Source organism: Microbacterium thalassium (assembly GCF_014208045.1).
Classification (GTDB): Bacteria; Actinomycetota; Actinomycetes; order Actinomycetales; family Microbacteriaceae; genus Microbacterium; species Microbacterium thalassium.
In genome coordinates, this window is sequence record NZ_JACHML010000001.1 from 2,557,589 (window position 1) to 2,582,019 (window position 24,431).

Sequence of the window (24,431 nt, forward strand, 5' to 3'; positions counted from 1 at the left end):
ACGGTCAGGCCTGTGACACGTGACGCACCAAAGGTCGAGTTTACCGGATGCCGCGACGAGAGGCAAAAGCGTCCGGGCGGCGTGTCGCATCGGTCGTTCTAGGATCACTCACGTGGTGATCCTCATCGACGAAGCGCGCTGGCCGGCGCACGGCCGGCTGTGGTCGCACCTGGTCAGCGACAGCGACCTCGCCGAGCTGCACGCGTTCGCGGAGGCGAACGGCATCCCCCGCCGAGGATTCGACCTCGACCACTACGACGTGCCCGACACCGCCTACGAACGGCTGATCGCAGCCGGCGCGCAGCCGGTGTCGGGGCACGAGCTCGTCAGACGCCTTCTGGCCTCGGGCCTGCGCGTGACCGCGCGCGAGCGGCGCGCGGGCCTCCGGGGCCGCTGAGGACCTCAGTCCTCGTCGGTCGTGGGAGGCACGGGGGTGCCCGTGAGCGCGGCGGTCGTGACACGGCGGCGCGAGCGCCCCTGCCCCGGCGCCTTCGGCTCGGGGAGCGAGCTGAGAACCGAGTCCAGCAGCAGGTCCGTCTCGGTCTTCGGCGCCTTCTGCGCGCTCTCCTGACGCTTCTTGCGCTTCTTGGGCCGGTCCGACTTGCGCGGCTCCGCGGGCGTCTCCTCGACCGGGGCGACGGCCGCCTGCTCGTCGGCCGGGACCTCGTCGTGGTGGTGGATCGTCGACGCGGCGATCTGGGCGAGGGCGGACTTCACGCCCTCGGTGATCACATGCGTCCCGCCGCCGTTGCCGTTGGCGGGCGCGGGAGCCTGGTTCGACGATCCGCGGCTGCGGCGCGAGGACTGCCCGCCGGAGGGACGGTGCTTCACGACGGGATCGTGGTGGACGATGATGCCGCGCCCCGCACACACCTCGCAGGGCTCGCTGAAGGTCTCGAGCAGCCCGAGCCCGAGCTTCTTGCGCGTCATCTGCACCAGGCCGAGCGAGGTGACCTCGGCGACCTGGTGCTTGGTGCGGTCGCGGCTCAGGCATTCGACGAGGCGCCGGAGCACCAGGTCCCGGTTGGACTCGAGCACCATGTCGATGAAGTCCACGACGATGATGCCGCCGATGTCGCGCAGGCGGAGCTGACGGACGATCTCCTCGGCCGCCTCGAGGTTGTTCTTCGTGACGGTCTCTTCGAGGTTGCCGCCCGAGCCGACGAACTTGCCGGTGTTGACGTCGATGACCGTCATCGCCTCGGTGCGGTCGATGACGAGTGATCCGCCCGAGGGCAGCCACACCTTGCGGTCGAGCGCCTTCTCGATCTGCTCCGTGATGCGGAACTCGTCGAACGGGTCGTGGTCGCCCTCGTAGGCCTCGACGCGGTCGAGCAGGTCGGGCGCGACCGACTCGAGGTACTTCGTGATCGTGTGGTGGGCGTCCTCGCCCTGGATCAGCATCTTCGCGAAGTCCTCGTTGAAGACGTCGCGGACGATCTTCACCAGCAGGTCGGGCTCGGAGTGCAGCAGCGCAGGGGCCTGCATCGACTGCACCTGCTTGCCGATGTGATCCCACTGCGTCGTCAGACGCTGCACGTCACGGGTCAGCTGCTCCTCGGTGGCGCCCTCGGCGGCCGTGCGCACGATGGTGCCGCTGGACTCCGGGAGCACCTCCTTGAGGATCTTCTTGAGCCGTGCACGCTCGGTGTCGGGGAGCTTGCGCGAGATCCCGTTCATCGAACCGTTCGGCACGTACACCAGGTAGCGGCCGGGAAGCGAGATCTGGCTGGTCAGACGCGCGCCCTTGTGGCCCACCGGGTCCTTCGTGACCTGGACGAGCACCTTGTCGCCGCTCTTGAGCGCCAGTTCGATCCGACGCGGCTGGTTGCCGGTCTCGGCGGCGTCCCAGTCGACCTCACCGGAGTACAGCACGGCGTTGCGTCCGCGGCCGATGTCGACGAACGCGGCCTCCATGCTCGGCAGGACGTTCTGCACGCGACCGAGGTAGACGTTCCCGATGAGGGAGGCCTCCTGGCTGCGCGCGACGTAGTGCTCGACGAGGACGTTGTCCTCGAGGACGGCGATCTGGATGCGCCCGTTCTTGGAGCGGACCACCATGACGCGGTCGACCGCCTCGCGGCGCGCGAGGAACTCGGCCTCGGTCACGACCGTTCGGCGCCGGCCCGCCTCGCGGCCGTCGCGGCGACGCTGCTTCTTCGCCTCGAGTCGCGTGGAGCCCTTGATGCGCTGCGGCTCGGTGATGACCTCGACCGCGCGCTGGCGCGACGGGCCCTCGCCCTTGTCGCTCTGCTCCCCCGCGTTCGATCCGCCGCGGCGACGTCCGCGCCGGCGCGAGCTCGAGCCCGATCCGGATCCGGATCCCGAGGACGACTCCTGCTCCTCGGACGGTCGTGCGGCACCCGGACGCGCGGGCAGGACCGTGATCTCGGGCGCGTAGAAGTGCAGACTCGTCGACACCTGCGACACGAACACCTCGGGAAGGAGTCCGAGGCTCGCAGCCGTGGCAGGCGAGGTCTCGGTCTCGGTCTCGGCGGGCGACCCGCTCTCGGGGGAATCCTTCTCGTCCGCCACGGCGGGCTTCTCACCGTGCTCCGCGGACGGCGCGGCCGGCCCCGTGACCTCGGCGGCCTGCGCGGTCTGCTCCGCGGCCTCGGCCGCCTGGGCCGTCTGCTCCGCGGCCTCGTCGCCCGACGGCGCGGCCGGCTCGGCGGAAGCGGCGGCCGGCTCGGCGGTCTCCGCCGCGTCCGCGGCCTGCGCCTCGGCGACCTCGTCCGGCACGACGGCCTGCTCGGCCGCGTGCGGCTGCTCGGCCCCGGTGTCGGGAGCGGACTCCGTGACGACCGCGTCCGCGGGAGGAGCGACCTCTGCCGCCGGCGCAGCGTCCTGCTGCGGGGCGTCGTCCGCTACAGCGGGAGCCTCCAGCGGGGTCGCGTTCTCGGGGTGGTCGTTGTCATTGTGCTCATCGGCCATCACTGGCTTACTCCCTGCGGGCGCACCGCGCGTCGCCCGGCGAAATCTCGTGCGGCGCCGCACCTGCGGTGCCGCGAACTCACTCGGTTTGCAGATGGTCCCGGCTCATGCGGCGGGGGGCCGACCTGCGCGGGCGCTCGTCGCCCGAAAGTCTTGGGTGGTCGGTGGCGGCGCGGCCGTCACCGGTCAGCGACCATTATCGCACTTTCGGCGGGCGATTGCCCGTGGCGCCACGATCGGTGTCGTTCACCGGCCGCCGCAGGGGCCTCGGACGCCGTCGGCGATGGAAGAATCGGACGCATGCCCTCGTCCCGATCCCACACCCGACCCATCGCGCTCGCCGTCTGGCTGATCATCGCGGGGGTGATCGGATGGTTCGCCGCCTTCGAACTCACCGTCGAGAAGTTCGTGCTGCTCGCCGACCCCACGGCGACCGCCTCGTGCGACTTCAGCGTCCTCGTGCAGTGCGGCAAGAACCTCGAGTCATGGCAGGGCAGCGTGTTCGGGTTCCCGAATCCCGTCCTCGGCCTCGCCGGCTGGATGGCGCCCCTCGTCGTCGGCTTCGCGATCCTGGCGCGCGCCCGATTCGCCCCGTGGTTCTGGTGGTTCTTCTGGGGCGGGTTCCTCTTCGCCTTCGGCTTCGTGTGCTGGCTCATCTACCAGAGCATCTTCAACCTCGGCACGCTGTGCCCGTGGTGCATGGTGACGTGGGCGGTCACGATCCCGTCCTTCTACGCCGTGACGCTCCATGTGCTGCGCAGCGGTCAGGTGCCCGTCCCCGCATCGGTGCGCTCGGTCGCCGACCGGCTCATGGCGTGGGTCCCGCTGATGGCCATCCTCAGCTATGCGACGATCCTGCTGATCGCCCAGGTGCAGCTCGACGCCATCGTCAACATCTGGAACAGCATCGCGGGCTGAGCCCTGGCAGCAAAGAACCGGCCCGGGGCGCTCGTGCGCTCCGGGCCGGTTCTCTTCGTGTCGTCAGGCGAACCAGATCTCGAGTTCGCGGGTGGCCGACTCGACGCTGTCGGAGCCGTGCACGAGGTTCTGCTGAACCTTCAGGCCCCAGTCGCGGCCGAGGTCGCCGCGGATGGTTCCGGGGGCCGCCGTCGTCGGGTCGGTGGTGCCGGCGAGCGAGCGGAAGCCCTCGATGACGCGATTGCCGGCGAGCCGGATGGCCACCGACGGGCCCGACATCATGAACTCGAGCAGCGGCTCGTAGAAGGGCTTGCCCTCGTGCTCGGCGTAGTGACGCTCCAGGCGATCGCGGTCGGGCTCGACGAGACGCAGATCGACGAGCGAGTAGCCCTTCGCCTCGATGCGCGCGAGGATCGCGCCGGTCAGTCCGCGCGCGACGCCGTCCGGCTTCACCAGGACGAGGGTCTCTTCGATGGCCATGTCATTCTCCATTCGGGTTGTCCGCGGCGAGCTGCGCGTTCCGTCGGTCCAGCGAAGCCCCCTTGATCGTCGCATACGCATACATGCCGCCGAACACGATCGCGACCAGGAACAGGGCCGGGACGAAGAAGCCGCCGAGCGCCACCAGCGCCTGCAGGACCCACCCGAGGACGATCCCCCACGTGTGCCGGACGAGGCCGCTCACGATGATCATGGCGGCGCCGACCACGGCGCCGGCGACGATGCCCCACCACGGTTCGATCCCGTCGGGGAGCGCGCGCAGGCCGTACACGGTGAGGCCTCCGAGGAAGGCGATGACCGACTCGAAGGCGAGCACGATCGAGGCGAGCGACTCGCGCGCGCCGCGCTGCCGTCGCCGTCGGGGCGCAGCGGCGTCGCTCATCGCTCCCACCCCGACTTCCAGTCCTCGGCGGCGGCCAGGACGACCGCCTCGCCCGCCAGCACGACCGATCCGGCGATGACGACGGCGCGACGGTCGGAGGCCGCGGCCCATTCGCGCGCCGCGTCCGCGGCGCCCTGCAGGTCGTCGTGGACGGTCACGCGTCCGCCGCGCGCCTCGACGAGGTCGGCGACGGCGTCGGCGGATGCCGCGCGATCCGAGTCCGGCGTCGTGGCGAACACGTGGGTCGCCAGCGGCACGAGCTCGTCCACGATCCCGGGCGCGTCCTTGTCTCCGAGGATGCCGAGCACGACGCCCCACTCGCCGAAGTCGAACGACGATCGCAGCGCTCCCACGAGAGCCCGTGCGCCGTGCGGGTTGTGCGCGGCGTCGACGATCACGGTCGGCGCCGCGCCGATCAGCTGCATACGGCCCGGCGAGGTGACCTGCCCGAAGCCCTCGGCGAGGATGTCGCCGGTGATCGGCTGCGACGCGCCGCCGAGGAGCGATTCGACGGCCGCGATCGCGAGGGCGGCGTTGAAGCCCTGATGCTCGCCGTACAGCGGCAGGTACTCGTCGGTGTACGTCCCCGCGAGACCCGCGATCGTGACGAGCTGACCGCCCACGGCGAGGCGCTGCTCGGCCAGGCGGAACGCCTCGCCCTCGAAGGCGACGGTCGCGCCTCGGCGCTCGGCCGCCTCGCGGAGCACCACCTCGGCGGCGGGATCCTGCCGGGCCGAGACGACGGCCGCGCCGTCCTTGATGATCCCGGACTTCACGCCGGCGATCTCGGCGATCGTGTCGCCGAGGCGGTCGCGGTGGTCCAGCGCGATGGGCGCGAAGACCGCCACATCGCCGTCGGCGGTGTTCGTCGAGTCCCACGAGCCGCCCATGCCGACCTCGAGCACGAGCACGTCGATCGGCGCGTCCGCGAACGCGACGAAGGCGAGTGCGGTGAGCAGTTCGAAGAACGTCAGGGACGCGTCGCCCGCCGCGGCGAGCTCGGCGTCGACGATCTCGACGAACGGCGCGATCTCATCCCAGGCGTCGGCGACGGCGACGTCGGCGATCGGCTCGCCGTCGATCATGATCCGCTCGGTGAACCGCTCGAGGTGGGGGCTGGTGAACAGGCCCGTCCGCAGGCCGTGCGCGCGCACGAGGCTCTCGATGATCCGGCTCGTGGAGGTCTTGCCGTTGGTGCCGGTGACGTGGATGACGCGGTACGTGCGCTGCGGATCGTCGAGGAACTCCAGCAGGCGCGCTGTGCGCTCGACGCGCGGCTGCACCCACTGCTCGCCCTGGCGCTGCAGGAGCTCGGCGTAGACGGCGTCCGCGCGCGCGGTGTCACGGTCGCTCATGCGCCCACCTCGATCCGGGCGACGGCGACGGTGACGTCGCCGGCGTTGGCGTACGTGCCCTTGGCGACGACCGCGGTGTGCTCGGCGCCGTCGACGTCGGCGCCGAGGAGCACGCCGAGCGGTCCCTGGACGCAGAACTCGCGGGCGAGCGTCTCGCCCGCCACGTCGGCGGCCTCGAACGCCGACGCCACGGCGGCCGCGTCGGCGGCGTCCGAGAACGTCAGTGAGAGGCGGATGCGGTCGCTCACGTCGAAGCCGGCGCCCTTGCGGGTGTCCTGCACGGCGCGGATGACATCGCGCGCGAGCCCCTCGGCTTCCAGCTCCGGCGTCGTGGCGGTGTCCAGCAGCACGAATCCGCCCGCGGGGAGCAGCGCCAGCGCCTCGCCCTCGGGGCGACCGGACGTCTCCAGCGCGAGCTCGTACTCCGCGGGCTCGAGCGCGATGCCTCCGGCGGTGACGACGCCGGCGTCCTCGCTCCAGTCGCCCTCCTTGGCGGCGCGGATCACCTGCTGCACCTGCTTGCCCAGGCGGGGCCCCGCCGCGCGCGCGTTGACCGACAGGCGGTGCGTGATGCCGTACTCGGCCGCCGTGGTCTCGCCCAGCTCCACCAGCTCGACCGCCTTGACGTTGAGTTCGTCTCGGACGATGTCGTCGAACTGCGCGAGCGAGGCGGCCTCCGGCAGCACGACCGTGAGGCGCGCCAGCGGCAGCCGCACGCGCTTGCCCTCCTTCTTGCGCAGCGCGTTGGCGACCGACGACACCTCGCGGACGGCGTCCATCGCCACGCGGATGTCGGCGGCGGCCGGGAAGACGTCGGCGTCGGGCCAGTCGGCCAGGTGCACGCTGCGGCCGCCCGTCAGGCCCTGCCACACCCGCTCGGAGACCAGCGGGATGAGCGGCGCCGCCACGCGGCACAGCGTCTCGAGGACCGTGTAGAGCGTGTCGAAGGCCTCGGTGGAGGCCGCATCCGCCTCGTTCACGCCCACCCAGAACCGGTCGCGAGAACGCCGGATGTACCAGTTCGTGAGCGCCTCGGCGAAGTCGCGCAGCTTCTCGGCCGCGGACGTCGAGTCCAGGCCTTCGAGGTCGACGGCGACGTCGCGGACGAGGTCGCCGGTGAGAGCGAGGATGTAGCGGTCGAGCACGTCCGTGGAGTCGGTGCGCCACGTCGCCTCGTAGTCGGCACCCGCGGGACCGCCGGCCGCGTTGGCGTACGTGGCGAAGAAGTACCACGCGTTCCACAGCGGCAGCATGAACTCGCGAACGCCCGCGCGGATCCCCTCTTCGGTCACGATGAGGTTCCCGCCGCGCAGCACCGAGCTCGACATGAGGAACCAGCGCATCGCGTCGGAGCCGTCGCGGTCGAACACCTCGGTGACGTCCGGGTAGTTCTGCAGCGACTTCGACATCTTCTGCCCGTCGCTGCCGAGCACGATGCCGTGGCACGACACGCCGGTGAACGCCGGGCGGTCGAACAGCGCCGTCGAGAGCACGTGCATGACGTAGAACCAGCCGCGCGTCTGACCGATGTACTCGACGATGAAGTCCGCCGGAGCGTGCTCGTCGAACCATTCCTGGTTCTCGAACGGGTAGTGCACCTGGGCGTAGGGCATCGAGCCCGAGTCGAACCACACGTCGAAGACGTCCTCGATGCGGCGCATGGTGCTGTTCCCGCTCGGGTCGTCGGGGTTCGGTCGCGTGAGCTCGTCGATGTACGGGCGGTGCAGGTCGACCTCGCCCTGCTCGTTGCGCGGCAGCGTGCCGAAGTCCCGCTCGAGGTCCTCGAGCGAGCCGTACGCGTCGACGCGGGGGAACTCGGGGTCGTCGCTCTTCCACACCGGGATCGGCGACCCCCAGTAGCGGTTGCGGCTGATCGACCAGTCGCGGGCGCCCTCGAGCCACTTGCCGAACTGCCCGTGCTTGACGTTGTCGGGCACCCACGTGATCTGCTCGTTGTTCGCGAGCATCCGGTCCTTGATGTCGGTCACCCGGATGAACCAGCTCGAGACGGCCTTGTAGATGAGCGGGTTCCGGCAGCGCCAGCAGTGCGGGTACGAGTGCTCGTAGCTGGCCAGGCGCAGCAGGCGCCCGTTCTGGCGCAGCAGCCGCACGAGGGGCGTGTTGGCGTCCATCCACAGCTGCCCGGCGACATCGGCGACCTGCGGCAGGAACCGGCCGCCTTCGTCGAGCGAGAGGATCGTCGGGATGCCGGCGGCATCGCTCAGGCGCTTGTCGTCCTCACCGTAGGCGGGAGCCTGGTGGACGATGCCCGTGCCGTCGCCGGTCGAGACGTAGTCGTCGACGAGGATCCGCCACGCGTCGTGCGTGCCCCACGTCTCGGCATCCGCGTAGTAGTCGAAGAGGCGGTCGTAGGAGACGTCGGCGAGCTCGGCGCCCAGCACCGTGTGCTCGACGGCCTCGCGCGCCTCGTCGGCCGAGGCGTAGCCGAGATCCTTGGCGTAGCCGGCGAGCAGGTCCTCGGCGAGCAGGTAGCGGTGCGATGCCGCCTCGACCGGGTCGTCCGACGTGCCGTCGGGGGCGTGGTGGACGTCGGCGGCGCCCGCGGGACCGCCGGGGACCACGACGTAGCGGATGTCGGGGCCGACCGCGAGGGCGAGGTTCGTCGGCAGCGTCCACGGGGTCGTCGTCCACGCGAGGGCGCGCACGCCCGTCAGGCCGAGCGCCTCGGCCTTGGCGCCGACGAGCGGGAAGGTGACCGTGACCGACGGGTCCTGGCGCATCTTGTAGACGTCGTCGTCCATCCGCAGCTCGTGCGTGGACAGCGGCGTCTCGTCGCGCCAGCAGTACGGCAGGACGCGGTGGCCCTCGTAGGCGAGGTCCTTGTCCCACAGGGTCTTGAACGCCCACAGGACCGACTCCATGTAGCCGAGGTCGAGGGTCTTGTAGCCGTTGTCGAAATCGACCCACCGCGCCTGACGCGTGACGTACTCGACCCACTCGCGCGTGTAGGCGAGCACCGACTCGCGGGCCTTGGCGTTGAACGCCGACAGGCCCATCTGCTCGATCTCGCCCTTCTCGGTGATGCCGAGCTGCTTCATCGCCTCGAGTTCGGCGGGCAGGCCGTGCGTATCCCAGCCGAACACGCGGTCGACCTTCCTGCCGCGCATCGTCTGGAAGCGCGGAAAGACGTCCTTGGCGTAGCCGGTCAGCAGGTGGCCGTAGTGGGGCAGTCCGTTGGCGAACGGGGGGCCGTCGTAGAAGACCCACTCGTCGGCGCCGTCGCGGTTGTCGATCGACGCCTGGAAGGTGTCGTCGTCCTTCCAGAACGACAGCGTCTCGCGCTCGATCTGGGGGAAGCGCGGGCTCGGAACGACGGCGGCCGCGCCGAAGGAGGCTCCGGCGGTGGGGCGGGGATAGGTCATGTCGTCTCGCAGATGCTCGATTGTGCTCGTCTGCCGGGACGACCCTCGCGGATCGCGGTACCACCCTGCTTGCGGACCCCGTTCCGGGTGCCGCCTCTCTCACTGCGGCTGTGACGGGCCTGCCCCGCTCGGTTCTAGTGACCGTGCGGCGGGCCGCGCGGTGTTCTTCCGAGTGCTCCCCGGTGATGGCCGGATCGATGCGTGTGCGTCGATTCTACCGGTCGCGGCGACTCGGGACCCGCCTCGATTCGCCGGACTTTCTGGACTCGTGCCAGGATTGTCCCTCGTGTCTGCCGCCATCCCCACCACACGATCGACATCCCCCGCCCCTCGCGTCGCCTGGGCGTCCATGGTCGGGACGTCGCTGGAGTCCTTCGACTTCTACGTCTTCGCCTACTTCTCGGCCTACTTCGTCGGCCCGCTCTTCTTCGAGCCGCTGGGCGAGGTCGGCGGCACGCTGCTGGCGTTCTCGACCATCGCGCTCGCGTTCGTCGTCCGCCCCATCGGCGCCGTGCTGTTCGGCCACATGGGCGACCGACTCGGCCGCCGCACGACGCTGCTGTGGACGATCGCGATCATGGGCATCGCGACCGGGCTCATCGGACTCCTGCCCACCTACGCGCAGGCCGGCTGGCTCGGAGCCGTTCTGCTGGTGGCGCTGCGCATCGTCCAGGGCCTGTCGCTCGGGGGCGAGTGGGGCGGGTCGATCCTGATCGCGACCGAGCACTCGGGGCCGGTCAAGCGCGCGTTCTACGCCGCGATCCCGCAGCTCGGCTCCCCCGTCGGCTCGATCCTGTCGGCGACGCTGTTCATCGTCATGACCCTCTGGCTCCCGGCCGCGGAGCTCGCGGCGTGGGGCTGGCGCATCCCGTTCCTGCTGGCGCTGCCCCTGCTCGCGGTCTCGCTGTACCTGCGCTGGTCGATCACCGAGACGCCCGTGTTCGAGTCGGTCGTCGCCGAGCGCCGCCGCGACCGCATCCCGTTCCTCGCACTGTTCCACGAGCGTCCCGTCACGGTGGCCGTGGCGATCGGCGCGGCCCTGCTCGGGATCGGGTCGTACTCCCTGATGAACACGTACACGGTCAACTACGGCGTCTCGCAGCTCGGCTTCAGCTTCCAGGACCTGCTGGTGGCCACCACGATCGGGGGGCTCCTCCAGCTGATCACGGTGCCGCTGTTCGGGGCGTGGGCCACGCGCATCGGCTCGGCGCGCGTCGTGCTGTGGGGCGCGCTCGGAACCCTCCTGATCGCGTTCCCGATGTACTTCCTGCTGCAGTTCGCCACGTTCCCGATCCTGGTCGGCACGATGATCGTCGGCGGCATCCTCCCGACGATGTCGTGGGCGGCCCTCGGCGGCCTCATGAACGACCTGTTCCCCGACCACGTGCGCTACTCGGCCCTGTCGATCTCGTACGCGGTCGCCGCGACGGTCAGCGGCTTCGTGCCCCTCGTCACGGCGCTCCTGGGCACGGCGACCGGCTTCGCGTGGTGGCACCCGGGCATCGTGCTGGCGATCCTGTCGGGCATCACGCTGGTCGCCTCGTGGGCCGCGGCGCGCCTGGCGGCGGCGACGGTGTCCCCGGAGCCCGAGAACGAGCGCGAACCCGCCGCCGCGTAGGCTCGGCGCATGGCCCGCGCGAACCCGTCCCCGGCGCCGCCCCGCGTGTCGCCGCCCGATCTGCCGTCGGTGCTCGACGCGGGCGAGGCCCCGACCGCGGGGGCGGATGCGCAGGACGTCCGCTGGACCGGGCCGGCGGACGTGATCGAGGCACCCCGCGCCACGATCGAGGCGTGCGTGTTCGACGAGGTGAGCGCCGACGAGCTCGTGCTGACGGACGCGACGCTCATCGACGTCGACCTGCGAGCCGTCCGGATGCCGGCCGTGCGTGCTCGCGGCGCCCGGTGGCGGCGCGTGCGCGTCGAGGGCGGCCGGATCGGCACCCTCGACCTCTCCGACGCCGAGCTGGACGAGGTCGAGCTGCGCGGCGTCCGCATCGACTACCTCTCGCTCGCGGGCGCCCGCGTCGAGGACCTCGTCATCGCGGACTGCACGATCGGCGCGCTCGACCTGCCCGCGGCACGGCTCACGCGCGTCGCCTTCGCGTCGACGCGCGCCGACGAGGTCGACACCCGCGACCTGCGCAGCACGGATCTCGATCTGCGCGGCCTCGAGGCGCTCGCGTACCTCGATGTGACGGGGCTGCGCGCCGCGACGATGTCTGGCGACCAGGTCGAGCGGATCGCGGCGGCCCTGGCCGCGGGGCTCGGCATCCGCATCCAGGACTGAACAGCCGGCGGTCACCGGCCGTTCACCGGGCTCCGAGGTCGAGGCCGGTACAATCGACGCACATCCCACACTCAGGCACGCACACACGGTGCCGCACATATCGACGGAGGAGACCCCCATGTCAGACGCGCACATTCCCGACAAGCCCGCTCTCGAGGGTCTCGAGCCCAAGTGGGATGAGCGCTGGAGCGAGCAGGGAACCTACCTGTTCGACCGCGCCCGCGCCGCCGAGGTCGGCCGCGAAGGCGTCTACTCCGTCGACACTCCCCCGCCGACCGCGTCCGGCAGCCTCCACATCGGTCACGTCTTCAGCTACACCCACACCGACGTGAAGGTGCGCTTCGAGCGCATGCGCGGCAAGACGGTGTTCTACCCCATGGGCTGGGACGACAACGGCCTGCCCACCGAGCGTCGCGTGCAGAACTACTACGGTGTGCGCTGCGACCCGTCGCTGCCCTACGAGGCCGGCTTCACGCCGCCGTTCCAGGGCACGACCAAGAACCTCAAGCCCGCCGACCAGGTGCCGATCAGCCGCCGCAACTTCATCGAGCTGTGCGAGAGCCTCACCGAAGAGGACGAGAAGCACTTCGAGGCGCTGTTCCGTCAGCTCGGTCTCAGCGTCGACTGGACGCAGACGTACCGCACCATCTCGGATGAGACGATCCGCACCTCGCAGCTGGCGTTCCTGCGCAACATCGAGCGCGGCGAGGCCTTCCAGGACCTCGCGCCCACGCTGTGGGACATCGACTTCCGCACCGCCGTGGCCCAGGCCGAGCTCGAGGACCGCGACCAGCCCGCCTCCTATCACCGCATCGCCTTCCACAAGAGCGACGGCTCGGGCGACATCCACATCGAGACCACGCGCCCCGAACTGCTCGCCGCGTGCGTGGCCCTCGTCGCCCACCCCGACGACGAGCGCTACCAGCCCCTGTTCGGCTCGACCGTGCGCACGCCGCTGTTCGACGTCGAGGTTCCGGTCCTCGCGCACCCGCTCGCGCAGCAGGACAAGGGCTCGGGCATCGCGATGATCTGCACCTTCGGCGACGTGACCGACGTCGTGTGGTGGCGCGAGCTGCAGCTGCCCAACCGCACGATCCTGGGCAAGGACGGCCGTGTGATGGCCGAGGCGCCCGACGTGATCGTGACGGATGCCGCCAAGGCCGCGTATGCGGAGATCGCCGGCAAGACCGTGTTCAGCGCCAAGAAGGCCGTCGTCGAGCTGCTGCGCGCCTCGGGCGAGATGGAGGGCGACCCCAAGCCGTTCACGCACCCCGTGAAGTTCTACGAGAAGGGCGACCGCCCGCTCGAGATCGTGTCGACCCGCCAGTGGTACATCCGCAACGGCGCCCGCGACGAGGAGCTGCGCGACACCCTGATCTCGCTCGGTGCGGGCATGGACTGGCACCCCGACTTCATGCGCGTCCGCTACGAGAACTGGGTGGGCGGGCTCACCGGCGACTGGCTCGTCTCGCGGCAGCGCTTCTTCGGCGTCCCGATCCCGGTCTGGTACGCCCTGGACGAAAACGGCGAGCGCGACTACGACCGCGTGATCACACCCGACCTCGCGGCGCTGCCGATCGACCCCACGACGGATGTGCCCCCGGGCTACACCGAGGAGCAGCGGGGCGTCCCCGGCGGCTTCGACGCCGAGAAGGACATCTTCGACACGTGGGCGACCTCGTCGCTGACCCCGCAGCTCGCGGGCGGCTGGGAGCGCGACCCCGAGCTGTGGAACACGGTCGCGCCGTTCGACCTGCGCCCGCAGGGCCAGGACATCATCCGCACGTGGCTGTTCTCGACGATGCTGCGCAGCGCGCTCGAGGACGGACGTGCGCCGTGGACGGATGCCGCCATCTCGGGCTTCATCGTCGACCCCGACCGCAAGAAGATGTCGAAGTCCAAGGGCAATGTCGTCACGCCCGCCGACATCCTCGCGCAGCACGGCACGGATGCCGTCCGCTACTGGTCGGCCTCGAGCCGGCTGGGCGCCGACGCCGCGTTCGATCCGCAGAACCCGACGCAGGTCAAGATCGGCCGGCGCCTGGCGATCAAGGTGCTCAACGCCGCGAAGTTCGTGCTGTCGTTCCCGGTGCCCGAGGGCGCCGAGGTGACCCACGCCCTCGATGCGTCGATGCTCGCCACGCTCGACCGTGTGGTCGCCGACGCGACGAAGGCGTTCGAGGCGTACGACCACGCCCGCGCGCTCGAGGTGACCGAGTCGTTCTTCTGGACGTTCTGCGACGACTACCTCGAGCTCGTCAAGGAGCGCGCGTACGACCGCACGGACGTCGGGCAGGCCTCGGCCGCCCTCGCGCTGCGCATCGCGCTGTCGACGCAGCTGCGGCTGCTGGCCCCGGTCCTCGCCTTCGCGGCCGAGGAGGCGTGGTCGTGGTTCAACGAGGGATCGATCCACGCCGCCGCGTGGCCGGAGCCCCTCGGAATCGAGGGCGACCCGGCGGTGCTCGCGACGGTCGGCGAGGCGCTCATCGGCATCCGCCGTGCCAAGACCGAGGCCAAGGCGTCGCAGAAGACGCCGGTCGCCCACGCGGCCATCGAGGCTCCCGCCGCGGCGATCGAGGCGCTGCGCCTCGCCGAAGGAGACCTGAAGGCCGTCGGACGCATCGCCGACATCGCCTTCGCCCCGGGCGACGCCCTCCGCGTCGCCGAGATCGAACTGGCCACGCAGGAGGTCTGACATGCAGCTCGGTACACGCTGGACGTCCGGAGACGAGCCGCCCCGCTCGGTGCCCGCCGCCCTCGCCGACGGCATCCGCGACGTCGATGCCGCCATCCCGGGCGACCTTCTGGGTCAGCCGCGACCGCGGTGGACGCTGACGTGGCTCGAGGGCCGCCCGATCGCCGAGCTCGACAACGGGGTGATCGTCTCGCTCAGCGACGAGGGCTCCGCCGTCGTGTCGCACGACGGCGAGCCCGGGCTCTCCTAGCCTCAGTCCACGTCGCCCTGCTCGGTGTGCCGGCTCGCTTCGAGCAGGAGCGGCGCGGCCACCAGCGCGGCGGCGAGGGTGATGCCTCCGGCGATCACGAACGGCAGGCGCAGATCGATGCGGGCCACGAGCCCGCCGATCATCGTCGCGAAGGGGAACAGACCCCACGTGACGGTGCGCATGATCCCGAGCACGCGTCCGAACAGCTCGTTCGGCACGATCGCCTGGCGGAGCGCGCCCCACGGGACGTTCCAGCACGACACGGCGGCGGCGAGCACCGCGTAGGCGACGATGCCCGTGACGATCCCGGGCGCGGCCCACACGCCGACCAGCCCCGCCGCGGCGACGATGTTCGCGCCCAGCATGACCGCGCCGCGGCCGAACCGCTCGACGAGCTTCGACGCGATGATCGAGCCGACGAGGGCCCCGAGCCCGATGCCCGCCGTGACGACGCCGATCGCGGCCGGCACGACCTCGAGCTCGTCGAGGAAGTACAGGATCGTCGGCGCCTGCGCGAACGCGAATGCCGAGCCGACGACCACCGTGAACACGACCATCGACCGCAGGAACCGGTGCCGCCACAGGTACGCCGCCGCTTCGCGCGCCGACGCTCGCGCGGGCGCCGCCGGGGCCGGCTCGTCGATGTTGCCCGCGGGCTCGGTCACGGCGCCCGCGGCGGTCGGTGCAGAGGCCGCATCCATCGTCCGATCGCGCAGCGGCCGGGCGGCCGCCAGCGGAAGCAGCACGGCGAGCCCGATGGGGATCAGGTAGCCGGCCGCCCCCACCCACAGCGGCAGCGCGAGGGAGACGGCGAAGAGCACGCCGCCGATCGGGGTGGCGATGAAGTTGTCGACCGTGACCTGGGCCGCCTGGAGGCGCCCGTTCGCGCGGTCCAGCGACCGGCGTTCCACGAGCGCGGGGACGATCGCGTTCGTGGCGTTGTCGAACAGGGTCTCGCCGATGCCGAAGACCACGACGGCGGCGAACAGCCACCAGATCGTGAGGGCGTCGAGCACCGTCAGAGCCGCCAGCAGCAGCGCGACACCGGCGCGCAGCGTGTTGGCGATCGCCATGAGCAGGCGCCGGTCGAAGCGGTCGACCAGCATGCCGGCGGGCAGGCCGAACACCAGCCACGGCAGGAATGCGAGAGCCCCGATCGCCGCGATCGCGAGCGGATCCCGCGTGAGCGTCGCCGCGATGAGCGGCACGGCGGTGCGGCCGATCCCGTCCGCGAGGTTGCTGAACGCCGCGGCGGTCCAGAGTCTGCCGAAGTCCGGGCCCAGCGGAGGCCGCTTGGCGGTCTCGGTCGCCGGCTGCTGGGCGGTGCCGGTCATCGCGGCATCACGCCCAGCGCGCCGAGGGATTCTGCGCTGCGCCGCAGGGCGACGGCCCGCTCCTGCGCGCGCGTGCGCGCGACGGAGCGCTCGCGCCGCGCGATGCGCGCGACGACGAAGGCGTCGACGGCGGCGGCGGCGCGCAGGAGAGCGCGGTCGAGGGAGGTCTCGCGGAAGGCGTGGCCGGTGCCGGTGATGGTGCTCATGACTCGTCTCCGATCTCTGGAAGCGGGAAGACGTCGCCGCGGATCGTGACGGGGCGCACGTCGTCGCCCTGCTGGTCCCGATACCGGTCGACGGTCTCGTCGATGATCGCCATGAGGCGATGGGCCAGCTCGGCGGTCTGCTCGGGCGTGAGCCGGGCCGTCGCCGTGGAGATCATGGAGCTCTCCGTCCACGCGTCGCTGAGATCCCGGACGCCGGCGCCCACGAACCGCATGAGCTGCTCGTTGCGGTTGCGGAAGAACTCGCTCATGATCATCTGGCTCGCGGCGCGACCGGAGGGGGTCCTCATGGCGTCGGGGTGCGCGAACGACACGCCGCCGACGGGGCGCTCCCACCAGCGCTCGCGCGCCGTGCCGCGTCCTTCGACCTCGCGGATCAGGTCGTGCTTCGCGAGCGCTCGGAGGTGATAGCTGGTCGCGCCGCTGGACTCCCCGAGGCGCTCGGCGAGCGAGCTCGCGGTCTGGGCGCCGTACTGGCTCAGGATGTCGTAGATCTTCAGACGCAGCGGATGCGCGAGAGCCCGGAGCGCTCCGGCGTCGAGGACTCGGTCACCCTTGTGCCGTTCCTCGACGCGAGCCATGATCTCTCGCGCCTCGTCGGTGAAGTCGTCTGCGTTCATGTCCTGCACGCTACTCTTGCAAAGCATTCTTTGCAAGCGTTTCTTTGCAACAGATTTTTTGCAAACGAATGCGGGCAAGGTGCGGGCACGCGGATAGGCTGGAGCGCATGTCGAGCGACAATCCCCTCCTCGGTCCGCGGACCCTGCCCTACGGTCTTCCCGACTACACGCTGATCCGCCCCGAGGACTACCTCCCCGCGTTCGAGCGGGCCTTCGCTGAGCACCGCGACGAGATCGCCGACATCACGGCATCGACGGACGAGGCGACCTTCGAGAACACGCTGCTGCCGCTCGAGCGCAGCGGAGAACTCCTGGGGCACGTGACGCGGACGTTCTACACCGTGTCGTCGGCCGACGCCACGCCGGCGATCCAGGATGTCGAGGAGCGACTCGCCCCGCTGATGTCGGCGCACCACGATTCGATTCAGCTCGACCAGGCGCTGTACGAGCGCGTGTCGGCCGTGCACGAGGCACTCCCCCGGCTCGACCTGACCCCCGAGCAGCGGTACCTCGTCGAGCGGCACCACCTCGAGATGACCCACGCCGGTGCGGCGCTCGACGCGGACGCGAAGTCGCGTCTGACCCAGATCAACCAGCGGCTGTCGACCCTCACGACCACCTTCGAGAAGAACCTCCTCGCCGACACCAACGAGCTGGCGGTCGTCTTCGACGATGCCTCCGATCTCGACGGGCTCACCGAGGGCGAGCTGTCGGCGGCAGCCCGGGCCGCCGCCGATCGGGGCCACGAAGATGCCTGGGTCGTCACGCTGACCCTGTTCACCGGGCACCCGTACCTGTCTTCCCTGACCAGCCCCGCGAGCCGCCGGCGCATCCTCGACGCGTCCCGCGCTCGGGGCTCGCGCGGCAACGAGCACGACAACGGCGCGGTGATCCGCGAGATCGTCCGGCTTCGCGCGGAGCGCGCCGCTCTCCTCGGCTATCCGTCGCACGCCGCGTACATCACCTCCGACCAGACGGCCGGCTCGCCGGCGGCGGTCGAGGACATGCTGCGCCGGCTGGCCGGTCCGGCCGCGCGCAATGCGCACCGCGAGCAGGAGGAGCTGCAGCTGGTCGCCGGCGACGTCGGCCCCCTCGAGGCGCACGACTGGGCGTTCTACACCGAGAAGGTGCGTGCGAAGCGATACGACCTCGACCGCGGCGCGCTGCGCTCCTGGTTCGAGGCGGAGCGTGTGCTTCAGGATGGCGTGTTCCGCGCCGCGACCGAGCTGTACGGCATCACGTTCACGGAGCGCCCGGACATCCCCGCCTACCACCCGGACGCACGGGTCTTCGAGATCCGCGACGCCGACGGCGGCGAGCTCGGCCTGTTCATCCTCGACCTCTACACGCGCGACACCAAGCGGGGCGGCGCATGGATGAACTCGATCGTCCTGCAGTCCGAGCTGCGCGGGACGCACCCGGTCGTGGTCAACAACCTGAATGTGCCCAAGCCCGCGCCGGGGAGCCCGACCCTCCTCAGCCTCGACGAGGTCACGACGCTCTTCCACGAGTTCGGGCACGCGCTGCACGGGCTGTTCGCGACCGTCACCTACCCGCACTTCGCGGGCACGAACGTCTTCCGCGACTTCGTCGAATTCCCCAGCCAGGTCAACGAGATGTGGATGCTGTGGCCCGAGGTCCTCAGCGCCTACGCGCGTCACGTCGAGACCGGTGAGCCGCTCCCCGCCGACGTCGTCGACCGGCTGCACGAGTCCGAGGCGTTCAATCAGGGCTTCGCCACCAGCGAATACCTCGCGGCGGCGTGGCTCGACCAGGCGTGGCACTCCCTCTCGGCGGAGCAGGCGGCATCCGACCTCGACGTCGCCGCGTTCGAGGCCGCGGCGCTCGCCGACATCGGGCTCGACAACCCGGCCGTTCCGACCCGGTACTCGTCGACCTACTTCGCCCACGTGTTCTCCGGCGGATACAGCGCCGGGTACTACTCGTACATCTGGAGCGAGGTCCTCGACGCCGACACGGTCGAGTGGTTCCGCGAGAACGGCGGTCTCACGCGGTCCGGAGGCGACCGGTTCCGCGAGCGACTGCTCGGCGTCGGCGGCTCGAAGGACCCGCTCGAGGCCTACCGCGACTTCCGCGGACGCGACGCCGAGATCGCACCGCTGCTTGCCCGGCGCGGACTCGCCGACTGACGCGGCGCCCCCTGGCGGGACGGGCCGTATCGCGCCATGCTCGTCACGGAGGTGCAGCGATGCTCGATCCCGAATCCCCGTACGACGACGTGACATTCGTCGACCTTCCGCCCGTGACGCTCGCCGTGGTGCGGTACTCCCAGGTGACGCTCGAGCGGCTTCGCCCGCTCTTCCATCAGGCGATGGGCCCGCTGGGCGCGGCCATGGAGACCGGGCGGTTCACGCCCGCGGGGCCCTTCCTCGCCGTCTACACGGGTGACGTCGACACCGCCTTCGACGTCGCGATCGGCTTCCCCGCCGATCTCGTCGACGTCGAAGAGGGTCCGGTCACCGTGATGTCCTTCCCGCAGACGCCCGCGGCCGTCCTGACGCACATCGGCCCGTACGACGAGTTGGGCGCGTCATGGGGCCGCGTGATGGCCGGGATCGCCGAGGCGGGCAGGACTCCGACCGACACCATGATCGAGGTCTACGTCTCGGACCCGCAGGACACGCCTCTCGACGAGGTGCGCACAGACCTCATCGCCCTGCTCGGCTGAGGTTCGTCGGCGGGAGGCCGAGACGAGCGGCCGTCAGGCGCTCTTGCGCTTCTGGCGGTACACGAGGGTGGGCGAGGCGCCCTCTTCGACGGCGGCACGCGTGATCACGACCTTGTCGACGTCATCGGTCGAGGGGATCTCGAACATGATCGGTCCGAGCACGTCCTCGAGGATCGCGCGGAGCCCGCGCGCACCGGTCTTGCGCGCCACCGCGAGGTCGGCGATCGCCTCGAGCGCCTCGATGTCGAACTCGAGTTCGACATCGTCGAGCTCGAACATGCGCCGGTACTGCTTGACGAGGGCGTTCTTCGGCTCGGTCAGGATCTCCATGAGCGCTTCGCGGTCCAGCGGCGACACCGAGGCCACGACGGGGAGGCGGCCGATGAACTCGGGGATGAGACCGAACTTGTGCAGATCCTCGGGCCGCACCTCGCTGAAGAGGTTCAGGTCGTCGCCCTTGGTGTGCAGCGGAGCCCCGAAGCCGATGCCGTGCTTGCCGACGCGGGCCGAGATGATGTCCTCCAGCCCCGCGAAGGCGCCGGCGACGATGAACAGCACGTTCGTCGTGTCGATCTGGATGAACTCCTGGTGCGGATGCTTGCGGCCGCCCTGCGGCGGAACCGACGCCACGGTGCCCTCGAGGATCTTCAGGAGCGCCTGCTGGACGCCCTCGCCCGACACGTCGCGGGTGATCGAGGGGTTCTCGGCCTTGCGGGCGATCTTGTCGACCTCGTCGATGTAGATGATCCCGGTCTCGGCGCGCTTGGTGTCGAAGTCTGCGGCCTGCAGGAGCTTCAGCAGGATGTTCTCGACGTCCTCGCCGACGTACCCGGCCTCGGTCAGCGCGGTGGCGTCGGCGACGGCGAACGGGACGTTCAGGCGCTTGGCGAGGGTCTGGGCGAGGTAGGTCTTGCCGCAGCCGGTCGGGCCGAGCAGCAGGATGTTGCTCTTCGCGACTTCGACGTCGTCGGCGCGCTGGTCGGCCGGCTGAAGCGTCCCGTGCGCGCGGATGCGCTTGTAGTGGTTGTACACCGCGACGGAGAGCGCGCGCTTGGCGTCCTCCTGGCCGACGACGTACTCCTCGAGGAACGCGAAGATCTCGCGGGGCTTGGGCAGATCGAAGTCGGCGACTTCGCCCGAGGCCGACTCGGCCATGCGCTCTTCGATGATCTCGTTGCACAACTCGACGCACTCGTCGCAGATGTAGACCCCCGGGCCCGCGATCAACTGCTGGACCTGCTTCTGGCTCTTGCCGCAGAAAGAGCACTTGAACAGGTCGGCGCTCTCACCGATGCGTGCCATCGGCTCCCCTCCTTCTCGCAGCCCCCGGGGAGCTGCTCCCCAGCTTTCCTCTGAGCCTAACCCGTGCGCACGACATGCGCTGGATGACGACACCCAATGCGGTGAAGTGATCCGTCACATTTCGTCCCCGGCACGACGATGCCCCGCGCAGCCGCCGTTCTGGGGCTGCGCGGGGCATCGTCGTGGTTCAGGACGTGATCGCCGCGGGCGTGCGCTTGCGGGTCGTCAGCACCTGGTCGACCAGGCCGTACTCCACAGCCTCGGCCGCCGACAGGATCTTGTCGCGGTCGATGTCCTTGTTCACCTGCTCCTGCGACTTGTGCGAGTGCTTGGCGAGCGTCTCTTCGAGCCACGTGCGCATGCGGAGGATCTCCTGCGCCTGGATCTCGATGTCGGACGCCTGCCCGTGCCCCGCCTCGCCCATCGCCGGCTGGTGGATCAGGATGCGCGCGTTCGGCAGCGCCAGGCGCTTGCCGGGCGTGCCCGCCGCCAGCAGGACGGCCGCCGCCGACGCGGCCTGGCCGAGGACGACCGTCTGGATCTGCGGCGAGATGTACTGCATCGTGTCGTAGATCGCCGTCATGGCGGTGAACGAGCCGCCGGGCGAGTTGATGTACATGATGATGTCGCGGTCGGGGTCCTGGCTCTCGAGGACGAGCAGCTGGGCCATCACGTCGTCGGCCGACGCGTCGTCGACCTGGACGCCCAGGAAGATGACGCGGTCCTCGAACAGCTTGTTGTAGGGGTCCTGACGCTTGTAGCCGTAGGCCGTGCGCTCCTCGAACTGCGGGAGGATGTAGCGGCTGCCCGGCATCTGCAGGCCCTGGGGCGCCCCTGCGCCGAAGGTGGGAGTGTGCATCGCGATGTCTCTCTCTTTCGCCCTGGATGCCGTCAGTTCGCCGTGCCGCCGCCGCCGGACACGTCCGCGGCGTGCTCGCGGATGTGGTCGACGAAGCCGTATTCGAGTGCCTCTTCGGCGCCGAACCAGCGGTCGCGGTCGCCGTCGGCGTTGATCTGCTCGACCGTCTTGCCGGTCTGCGCCGCGGTGATCTCGGCGAGACGTCGCTTCATGTCGAGGATGAGCTGCGCCTGCGTCTGGATGTCGCTGGCGGTGCCGCCGAAGCCGCCGTGCGGCTGGTGCAGCAGAACGCGCGCGTTGGGCGTGATGTAGCGCTTGCCCTTCGTGCCGCTGGTCAGAAGCAGCTGGCCCATCGACGCCGCCATGCCGATGCCCACGGTGACGATGTCGTTCGGGACGAACTGCATCGTGTCGTAGATCGCCATGCCCGCGGTGATCGAGCCGCCGGGCGAGTTGATGTAGAGGTAGATGTCCTTCTGCGAGTCCTCGGCGGCGAGGAGGAGGATCTTCGCGCAGATCTCGTTCGCGTTCTCGTCGCGCACCTCCGAGCCGAGCCAGATGATGCGGTCTCTCAGCAGCTTGTCGAAGACGCTCGTCGCGACAAGGGGTTCAGCGGCCATGTGTGCTCCTGATTCCTCGGGTCTCGCCATCGAATCTACCCGCGCGCCGCGCCGCATCCGGTCGTGTTCGCCCTGGGCAGATCGCGCGCCGCGCGGATGCGACGGAGGGGACGGATGCCTTGGCATCCGTCCCCTCCGATCAGGGCTGCGGGGCGATCACTCCGCCGCGGGGGTCTCCTCGGCGGGAGCGTCGGCCTTCTTCTTGGCCGGGGCGCGCTTCTTGGCCGGAGCCTTGGCGGGCGCCTCCTCGGCGGCGGCCTCGTCCTTCTTCTTGGCGGGGGCGCGCTTCTTCGCGGGGGCCTTCTCAGGGGCCTCCGCGGCGGCGGCCTCCTCGGCCTCGATGACGGCGTCGGCCTCGGCCGCGGCATCCGCGATCTCCTCGGCCTCCTCGACGACCTCCTCGGCGGCCTCTTCCTCGTCCTCGACGGCGACGAAGCCGGTCAGGTCGACCGCCTTGCCGTTGGTGTCGACGACCGTGACCTTGCCGAGCGCGACGGCGAGGGCCTTGTTGCGGGCGACCTCGCCCACCATGGCCGGCAGCTGGTTGTTCTCCTGCAGCGCGTTGACGAAGTCCTGCGGCGCCATGCCATACTGGGCGGCCGACTGGATCAGGTACTGCGTCAGCTCGTCCTGCGACACCTGGACGTTGGTCTGCTCGGCGATCGCGTCCAGCAGCATCTGCGTCTTGAACTGCTTCTCGCTGGCCTCGGCGACCTCGGCGCGGTGCACGTCGTCCTCGAGACGGCCCTCGCCCTCGAGGTGGCTGTGGACCTCGTCCTCGATCAGCTGCGGGGGAACGGGGATCTCGACCTGCTCGAGCAGCGTCTCGACGAACTTGTCGCGCGCGGCCGAGCCCTGCGTGAAGACCGACTGCTGGCCGACGCGCTCGACGAGGCTCTCGCGCAGCTCGCCGATGGTGTCGAACTCGCTCGCCATCTGGGCGAAGTCGTCGTCGGCCTCGGGGAGCTCGCGCTCCTTGACGGCCTTGACCGTGACCGAGACCTCGGCCTCGGAGCCGGCGTGGTCGCCGCCGACGAGCTTCGAGCGGAAGGTGGTGTCCTCACCGGCGGTGAGCGAGTCGATGGCCTCGTCGATGCCCTCGAGCAGCTCGCCCGAGCCGAGCTCGTACGACACGCCCTGGGCGCGGTCGACCTCGGCGCCGTCGATCGCGGCCACGAGGTCCAGCTCGACGAAGTCGCCCGTGGCGGCGGGACGGTCGACGGTCACGAGCGTGCCGAAGCGGGCGCGCAGGCTGTCGAGCTCGGCGTCGACGGCGGCGTCGTCGGTCTCGGCGGCCTCGACCTCGACGGTGATGCCGTCGAAGGCGGGCAGCTCGAACTCGGGACGCACGTCGACCTCGACGGCCACGGCGAGGTCGCCGCTGAAGTCCTTGTCGCTCGGCCACTCGAGGACCTCGGCGCTGGGGCGGCCGAGGACGCGCAGCTCGTTGGCCTCGACGGCCTCGCGGTAGAACGCGTCCAGGCCTTCGCTCACGGCGTGCTCGAGGACGGCGCCGCGGCCGATGCGCTGGTCGATGATCGGCGCGGGGACCTTGCCCTTGCGGAAGCCGGGGATCTGGACGTCCTGGGCGATGTGCTCGTAGGCGTGCGCGATGCTGGGCTTGAGCTCATCGGGGGTGACCGTGATGTGCAGCTTCACCCGAGTCGGGCTGAGCTTCTCGACGGTGCTGGTGACCATGACTTGTACACTCCTCGTCTGGACCGCGCGCATGCGCGGCGGGTCATAAGGTCTTTGGGTTCGGAATTCTCCGGGCCGTGATGTCGGGGCGACAGGATTTGAACCTGCGACTTCCCGCTCCCAAAGCGGGCGCTCTACCAAGCTGAGCTACGCCCCGGGCGGGGTGCGCACGCGTACGTGCGCCGAACGGCCCTGGCAAGTCTAGCCGACCCGTTCACGAATGCCCTCAGCGAGGCGTCGTGGTCGGGACCGGCGCGCGTATGCGGCTAGACTGTCGGAGGCCCCGCGCCAGCGGGGGCGTAGCTCAATGGTAGAGTCCCAGTCTTCCAAACTGGTTGTGCGGGTTCGATTCCCGTCGCCCCCTCGCTTCCCGAAACCCC

At 70.4% G+C, this 24,431-nt stretch carries 20 protein-coding genes and 2 tRNA genes; 9 read left to right on the forward strand and 13 right to left on the reverse strand.

The genetic code is table 11. From position 1 onward, the window contains the following. The first annotated feature begins 112 nt into the window (after window positions 1-112). Window positions 113-397 carry a DUF4031 domain-containing protein gene (locus tag HD594_RS11795; protein ID WP_184751138.1) on the forward strand — a complete coding sequence of 95 codons (285 nt, stop codon included), beginning with the start codon at window positions 113-115 and terminating at the stop codon, window positions 395-397. Between the two features lie 5 nt (window positions 398-402). Here HD594_RS11795 and HD594_RS11800 read toward each other — a convergent pair whose 3' ends face one another. Further along, a complete protein-coding gene (locus HD594_RS11800) occupies window positions 403-2,934 on the reverse strand; it encodes an Rne/Rng family ribonuclease (RefSeq protein ID WP_221446615.1) in 2,532 nt (843 codons plus the stop codon). A gap of 300 nt (window positions 2,935-3,234) precedes the next feature. On the opposite strand from HD594_RS11800, the gene HD594_RS11805 reads away from it, so the two are divergent. After that, complete coding sequence (locus tag HD594_RS11805) at window positions 3,235-3,852, forward strand: vitamin K epoxide reductase family protein (protein WP_184751139.1); 618 nt, start codon at window positions 3,235-3,237, stop codon at window positions 3,850-3,852. Between the two features lie 63 nt (window positions 3,853-3,915). Here HD594_RS11805 and ndk read toward each other — a convergent pair whose 3' ends face one another. From ndk to ileS, 4 genes are read right to left on the reverse strand one after another with little or no spacing between them, the layout of a single operon-like run. Then, complete coding sequence (gene ndk / locus HD594_RS11810; protein WP_184751140.1) at window positions 3,916-4,332, reverse strand: nucleoside-diphosphate kinase; 417 nt, start codon at window positions 4,330-4,332, stop codon at window positions 3,916-3,918. Window position 4,333: 1 nt separating this feature from the next. Further along, window positions 4,334-4,735 (reverse strand): DUF4233 domain-containing protein, encoded by a 402-nt coding sequence (locus HD594_RS11815; protein WP_184751141.1) that lies wholly within the window; start codon window positions 4,733-4,735, stop codon window positions 4,334-4,336. Beyond that, entirely contained in the window at window positions 4,732-6,090 is a 1,359-nt protein-coding gene (locus HD594_RS11820; protein WP_184751142.1) for a bifunctional folylpolyglutamate synthase/dihydrofolate synthase, read from the reverse strand. Before HD594_RS11820 ends, HD594_RS11815 begins: the two co-directional genes overlap by 4 nt. Beyond that, complete coding sequence (gene ileS, locus HD594_RS11825; RefSeq protein WP_184751143.1) at window positions 6,087-9,473, reverse strand: isoleucine--tRNA ligase; 3,387 nt, start codon at window positions 9,471-9,473, stop codon at window positions 6,087-6,089. The genes HD594_RS11820 and ileS overlap by 4 nt, the downstream gene beginning before the upstream one ends. Before the next feature lie 349 nt (window positions 9,474-9,822). Between ileS and HD594_RS11830 the strand changes: the two genes are divergently transcribed. From HD594_RS11830 to HD594_RS11845, 4 genes are all read left to right on the forward strand, one after another. Further along, window positions 9,823-11,091 carry an MFS transporter gene (locus HD594_RS11830; RefSeq protein WP_184751144.1) on the forward strand — a complete coding sequence of 423 codons (1,269 nt, stop codon included), beginning with the start codon at window positions 9,823-9,825 and terminating at the stop codon, window positions 11,089-11,091. Between the two features lie 9 nt (window positions 11,092-11,100). Continuing rightward, window positions 11,101-11,760 carry a pentapeptide repeat-containing protein gene (locus tag HD594_RS11835; RefSeq protein ID WP_184751145.1) on the forward strand — a complete coding sequence of 220 codons (660 nt, stop codon included), beginning with the start codon at window positions 11,101-11,103 and terminating at the stop codon, window positions 11,758-11,760. Between the two features lie 118 nt (window positions 11,761-11,878). Next, complete coding sequence (gene valS / locus HD594_RS11840) at window positions 11,879-14,455, forward strand: valine--tRNA ligase (RefSeq protein ID WP_184751146.1); 2,577 nt, start codon at window positions 11,879-11,881, stop codon at window positions 14,453-14,455. Window position 14,456: 1 nt separating this feature from the next. Next, the gene (locus HD594_RS11845; RefSeq protein ID WP_184751147.1) at window positions 14,457-14,705 is read left to right on the forward strand and encodes a hypothetical protein; all 249 of its coding nucleotides are present in this window, start codon (window positions 14,457-14,459) and stop codon (window positions 14,703-14,705) included. A gap of 2 nt (window positions 14,706-14,707) precedes the next feature. Here the strand turns inward: HD594_RS11845 and HD594_RS11850 are convergent, their stop codons facing one another. From HD594_RS11850 to HD594_RS11860, 3 genes are read right to left on the reverse strand one after another with little or no spacing between them, the layout of a single operon-like run. Then, window positions 14,708-16,039, reverse strand: a complete 1,332-nt coding sequence (locus HD594_RS11850; protein ID WP_184751148.1) for an MFS transporter — start codon at window positions 16,037-16,039, stop codon at window positions 14,708-14,710. Next, window positions 16,036-16,245, reverse strand: a complete 210-nt coding sequence (locus tag HD594_RS11855; protein ID WP_184751149.1) for a hypothetical protein — start codon at window positions 16,243-16,245, stop codon at window positions 16,036-16,038. Before HD594_RS11855 ends, HD594_RS11850 begins: the two co-directional genes overlap by 4 nt. After that, window positions 16,242-16,844, reverse strand: coding sequence for an ArsR/SmtB family transcription factor (locus tag HD594_RS11860; RefSeq protein ID WP_184752824.1), 603 nt, complete (start codon window positions 16,842-16,844; stop codon window positions 16,242-16,244). The genes HD594_RS11855 and HD594_RS11860 overlap by 4 nt, the downstream gene beginning before the upstream one ends. A 146-nt stretch (window positions 16,845-16,990) precedes the next feature. Between HD594_RS11860 and HD594_RS11865 the strand changes: the two genes are divergently transcribed. Together HD594_RS11865 and HD594_RS11870 are read left to right on the forward strand one after the other, a co-directional pair. Next, window positions 16,991-19,033 carry a M3 family metallopeptidase gene (locus tag HD594_RS11865; protein ID WP_184751150.1) on the forward strand — a complete coding sequence of 681 codons (2,043 nt, stop codon included), beginning with the start codon at window positions 16,991-16,993 and terminating at the stop codon, window positions 19,031-19,033. A 59-nt stretch (window positions 19,034-19,092) separates the two neighbouring features. Then, complete coding sequence (locus HD594_RS11870) at window positions 19,093-19,572, forward strand: GyrI-like domain-containing protein (protein ID WP_184751151.1); 480 nt, start codon at window positions 19,093-19,095, stop codon at window positions 19,570-19,572. 33 nt (window positions 19,573-19,605) lie between these two features. Here HD594_RS11870 and clpX read toward each other — a convergent pair whose 3' ends face one another. From clpX to HD594_RS11895, 5 genes are all read right to left on the reverse strand, one after another. After that, a complete protein-coding gene (clpX, locus tag HD594_RS11875; protein ID WP_184751152.1) occupies window positions 19,606-20,874 on the reverse strand; it encodes an ATP-dependent Clp protease ATP-binding subunit ClpX in 1,269 nt (422 codons plus the stop codon). 187 nt (window positions 20,875-21,061) lie between these two features. Further along, window positions 21,062-21,733 carry an ATP-dependent Clp protease proteolytic subunit gene (locus HD594_RS11880; protein WP_184751153.1) on the reverse strand — a complete coding sequence of 224 codons (672 nt, stop codon included), beginning with the start codon at window positions 21,731-21,733 and terminating at the stop codon, window positions 21,062-21,064. Window positions 21,734-21,765: 32 nt separating this feature from the next. Further along, window positions 21,766-22,353 (reverse strand): ATP-dependent Clp protease proteolytic subunit, encoded by a 588-nt coding sequence (locus HD594_RS11885; RefSeq protein ID WP_184751154.1) that lies wholly within the window; start codon window positions 22,351-22,353, stop codon window positions 21,766-21,768. Between the two features lie 156 nt (window positions 22,354-22,509). Continuing rightward, a complete protein-coding gene (gene tig / locus HD594_RS11890) occupies window positions 22,510-24,051 on the reverse strand; it encodes a trigger factor (RefSeq protein ID WP_184751155.1) in 1,542 nt (513 codons plus the stop codon). Window positions 24,052-24,134: 83 nt separating this feature from the next. Further along, window positions 24,135-24,208 (reverse strand) — tRNA-Pro (locus HD594_RS11895). Window positions 24,209-24,344: 136 nt separating this feature from the next. Here HD594_RS11895 and HD594_RS11900 point away from each other — a divergent pair. Then, window positions 24,345-24,415: transfer RNA gene (locus HD594_RS11900), tRNA-Gly, on the forward strand. Window positions 24,416-24,431: the final 16 nt, after the last annotated feature.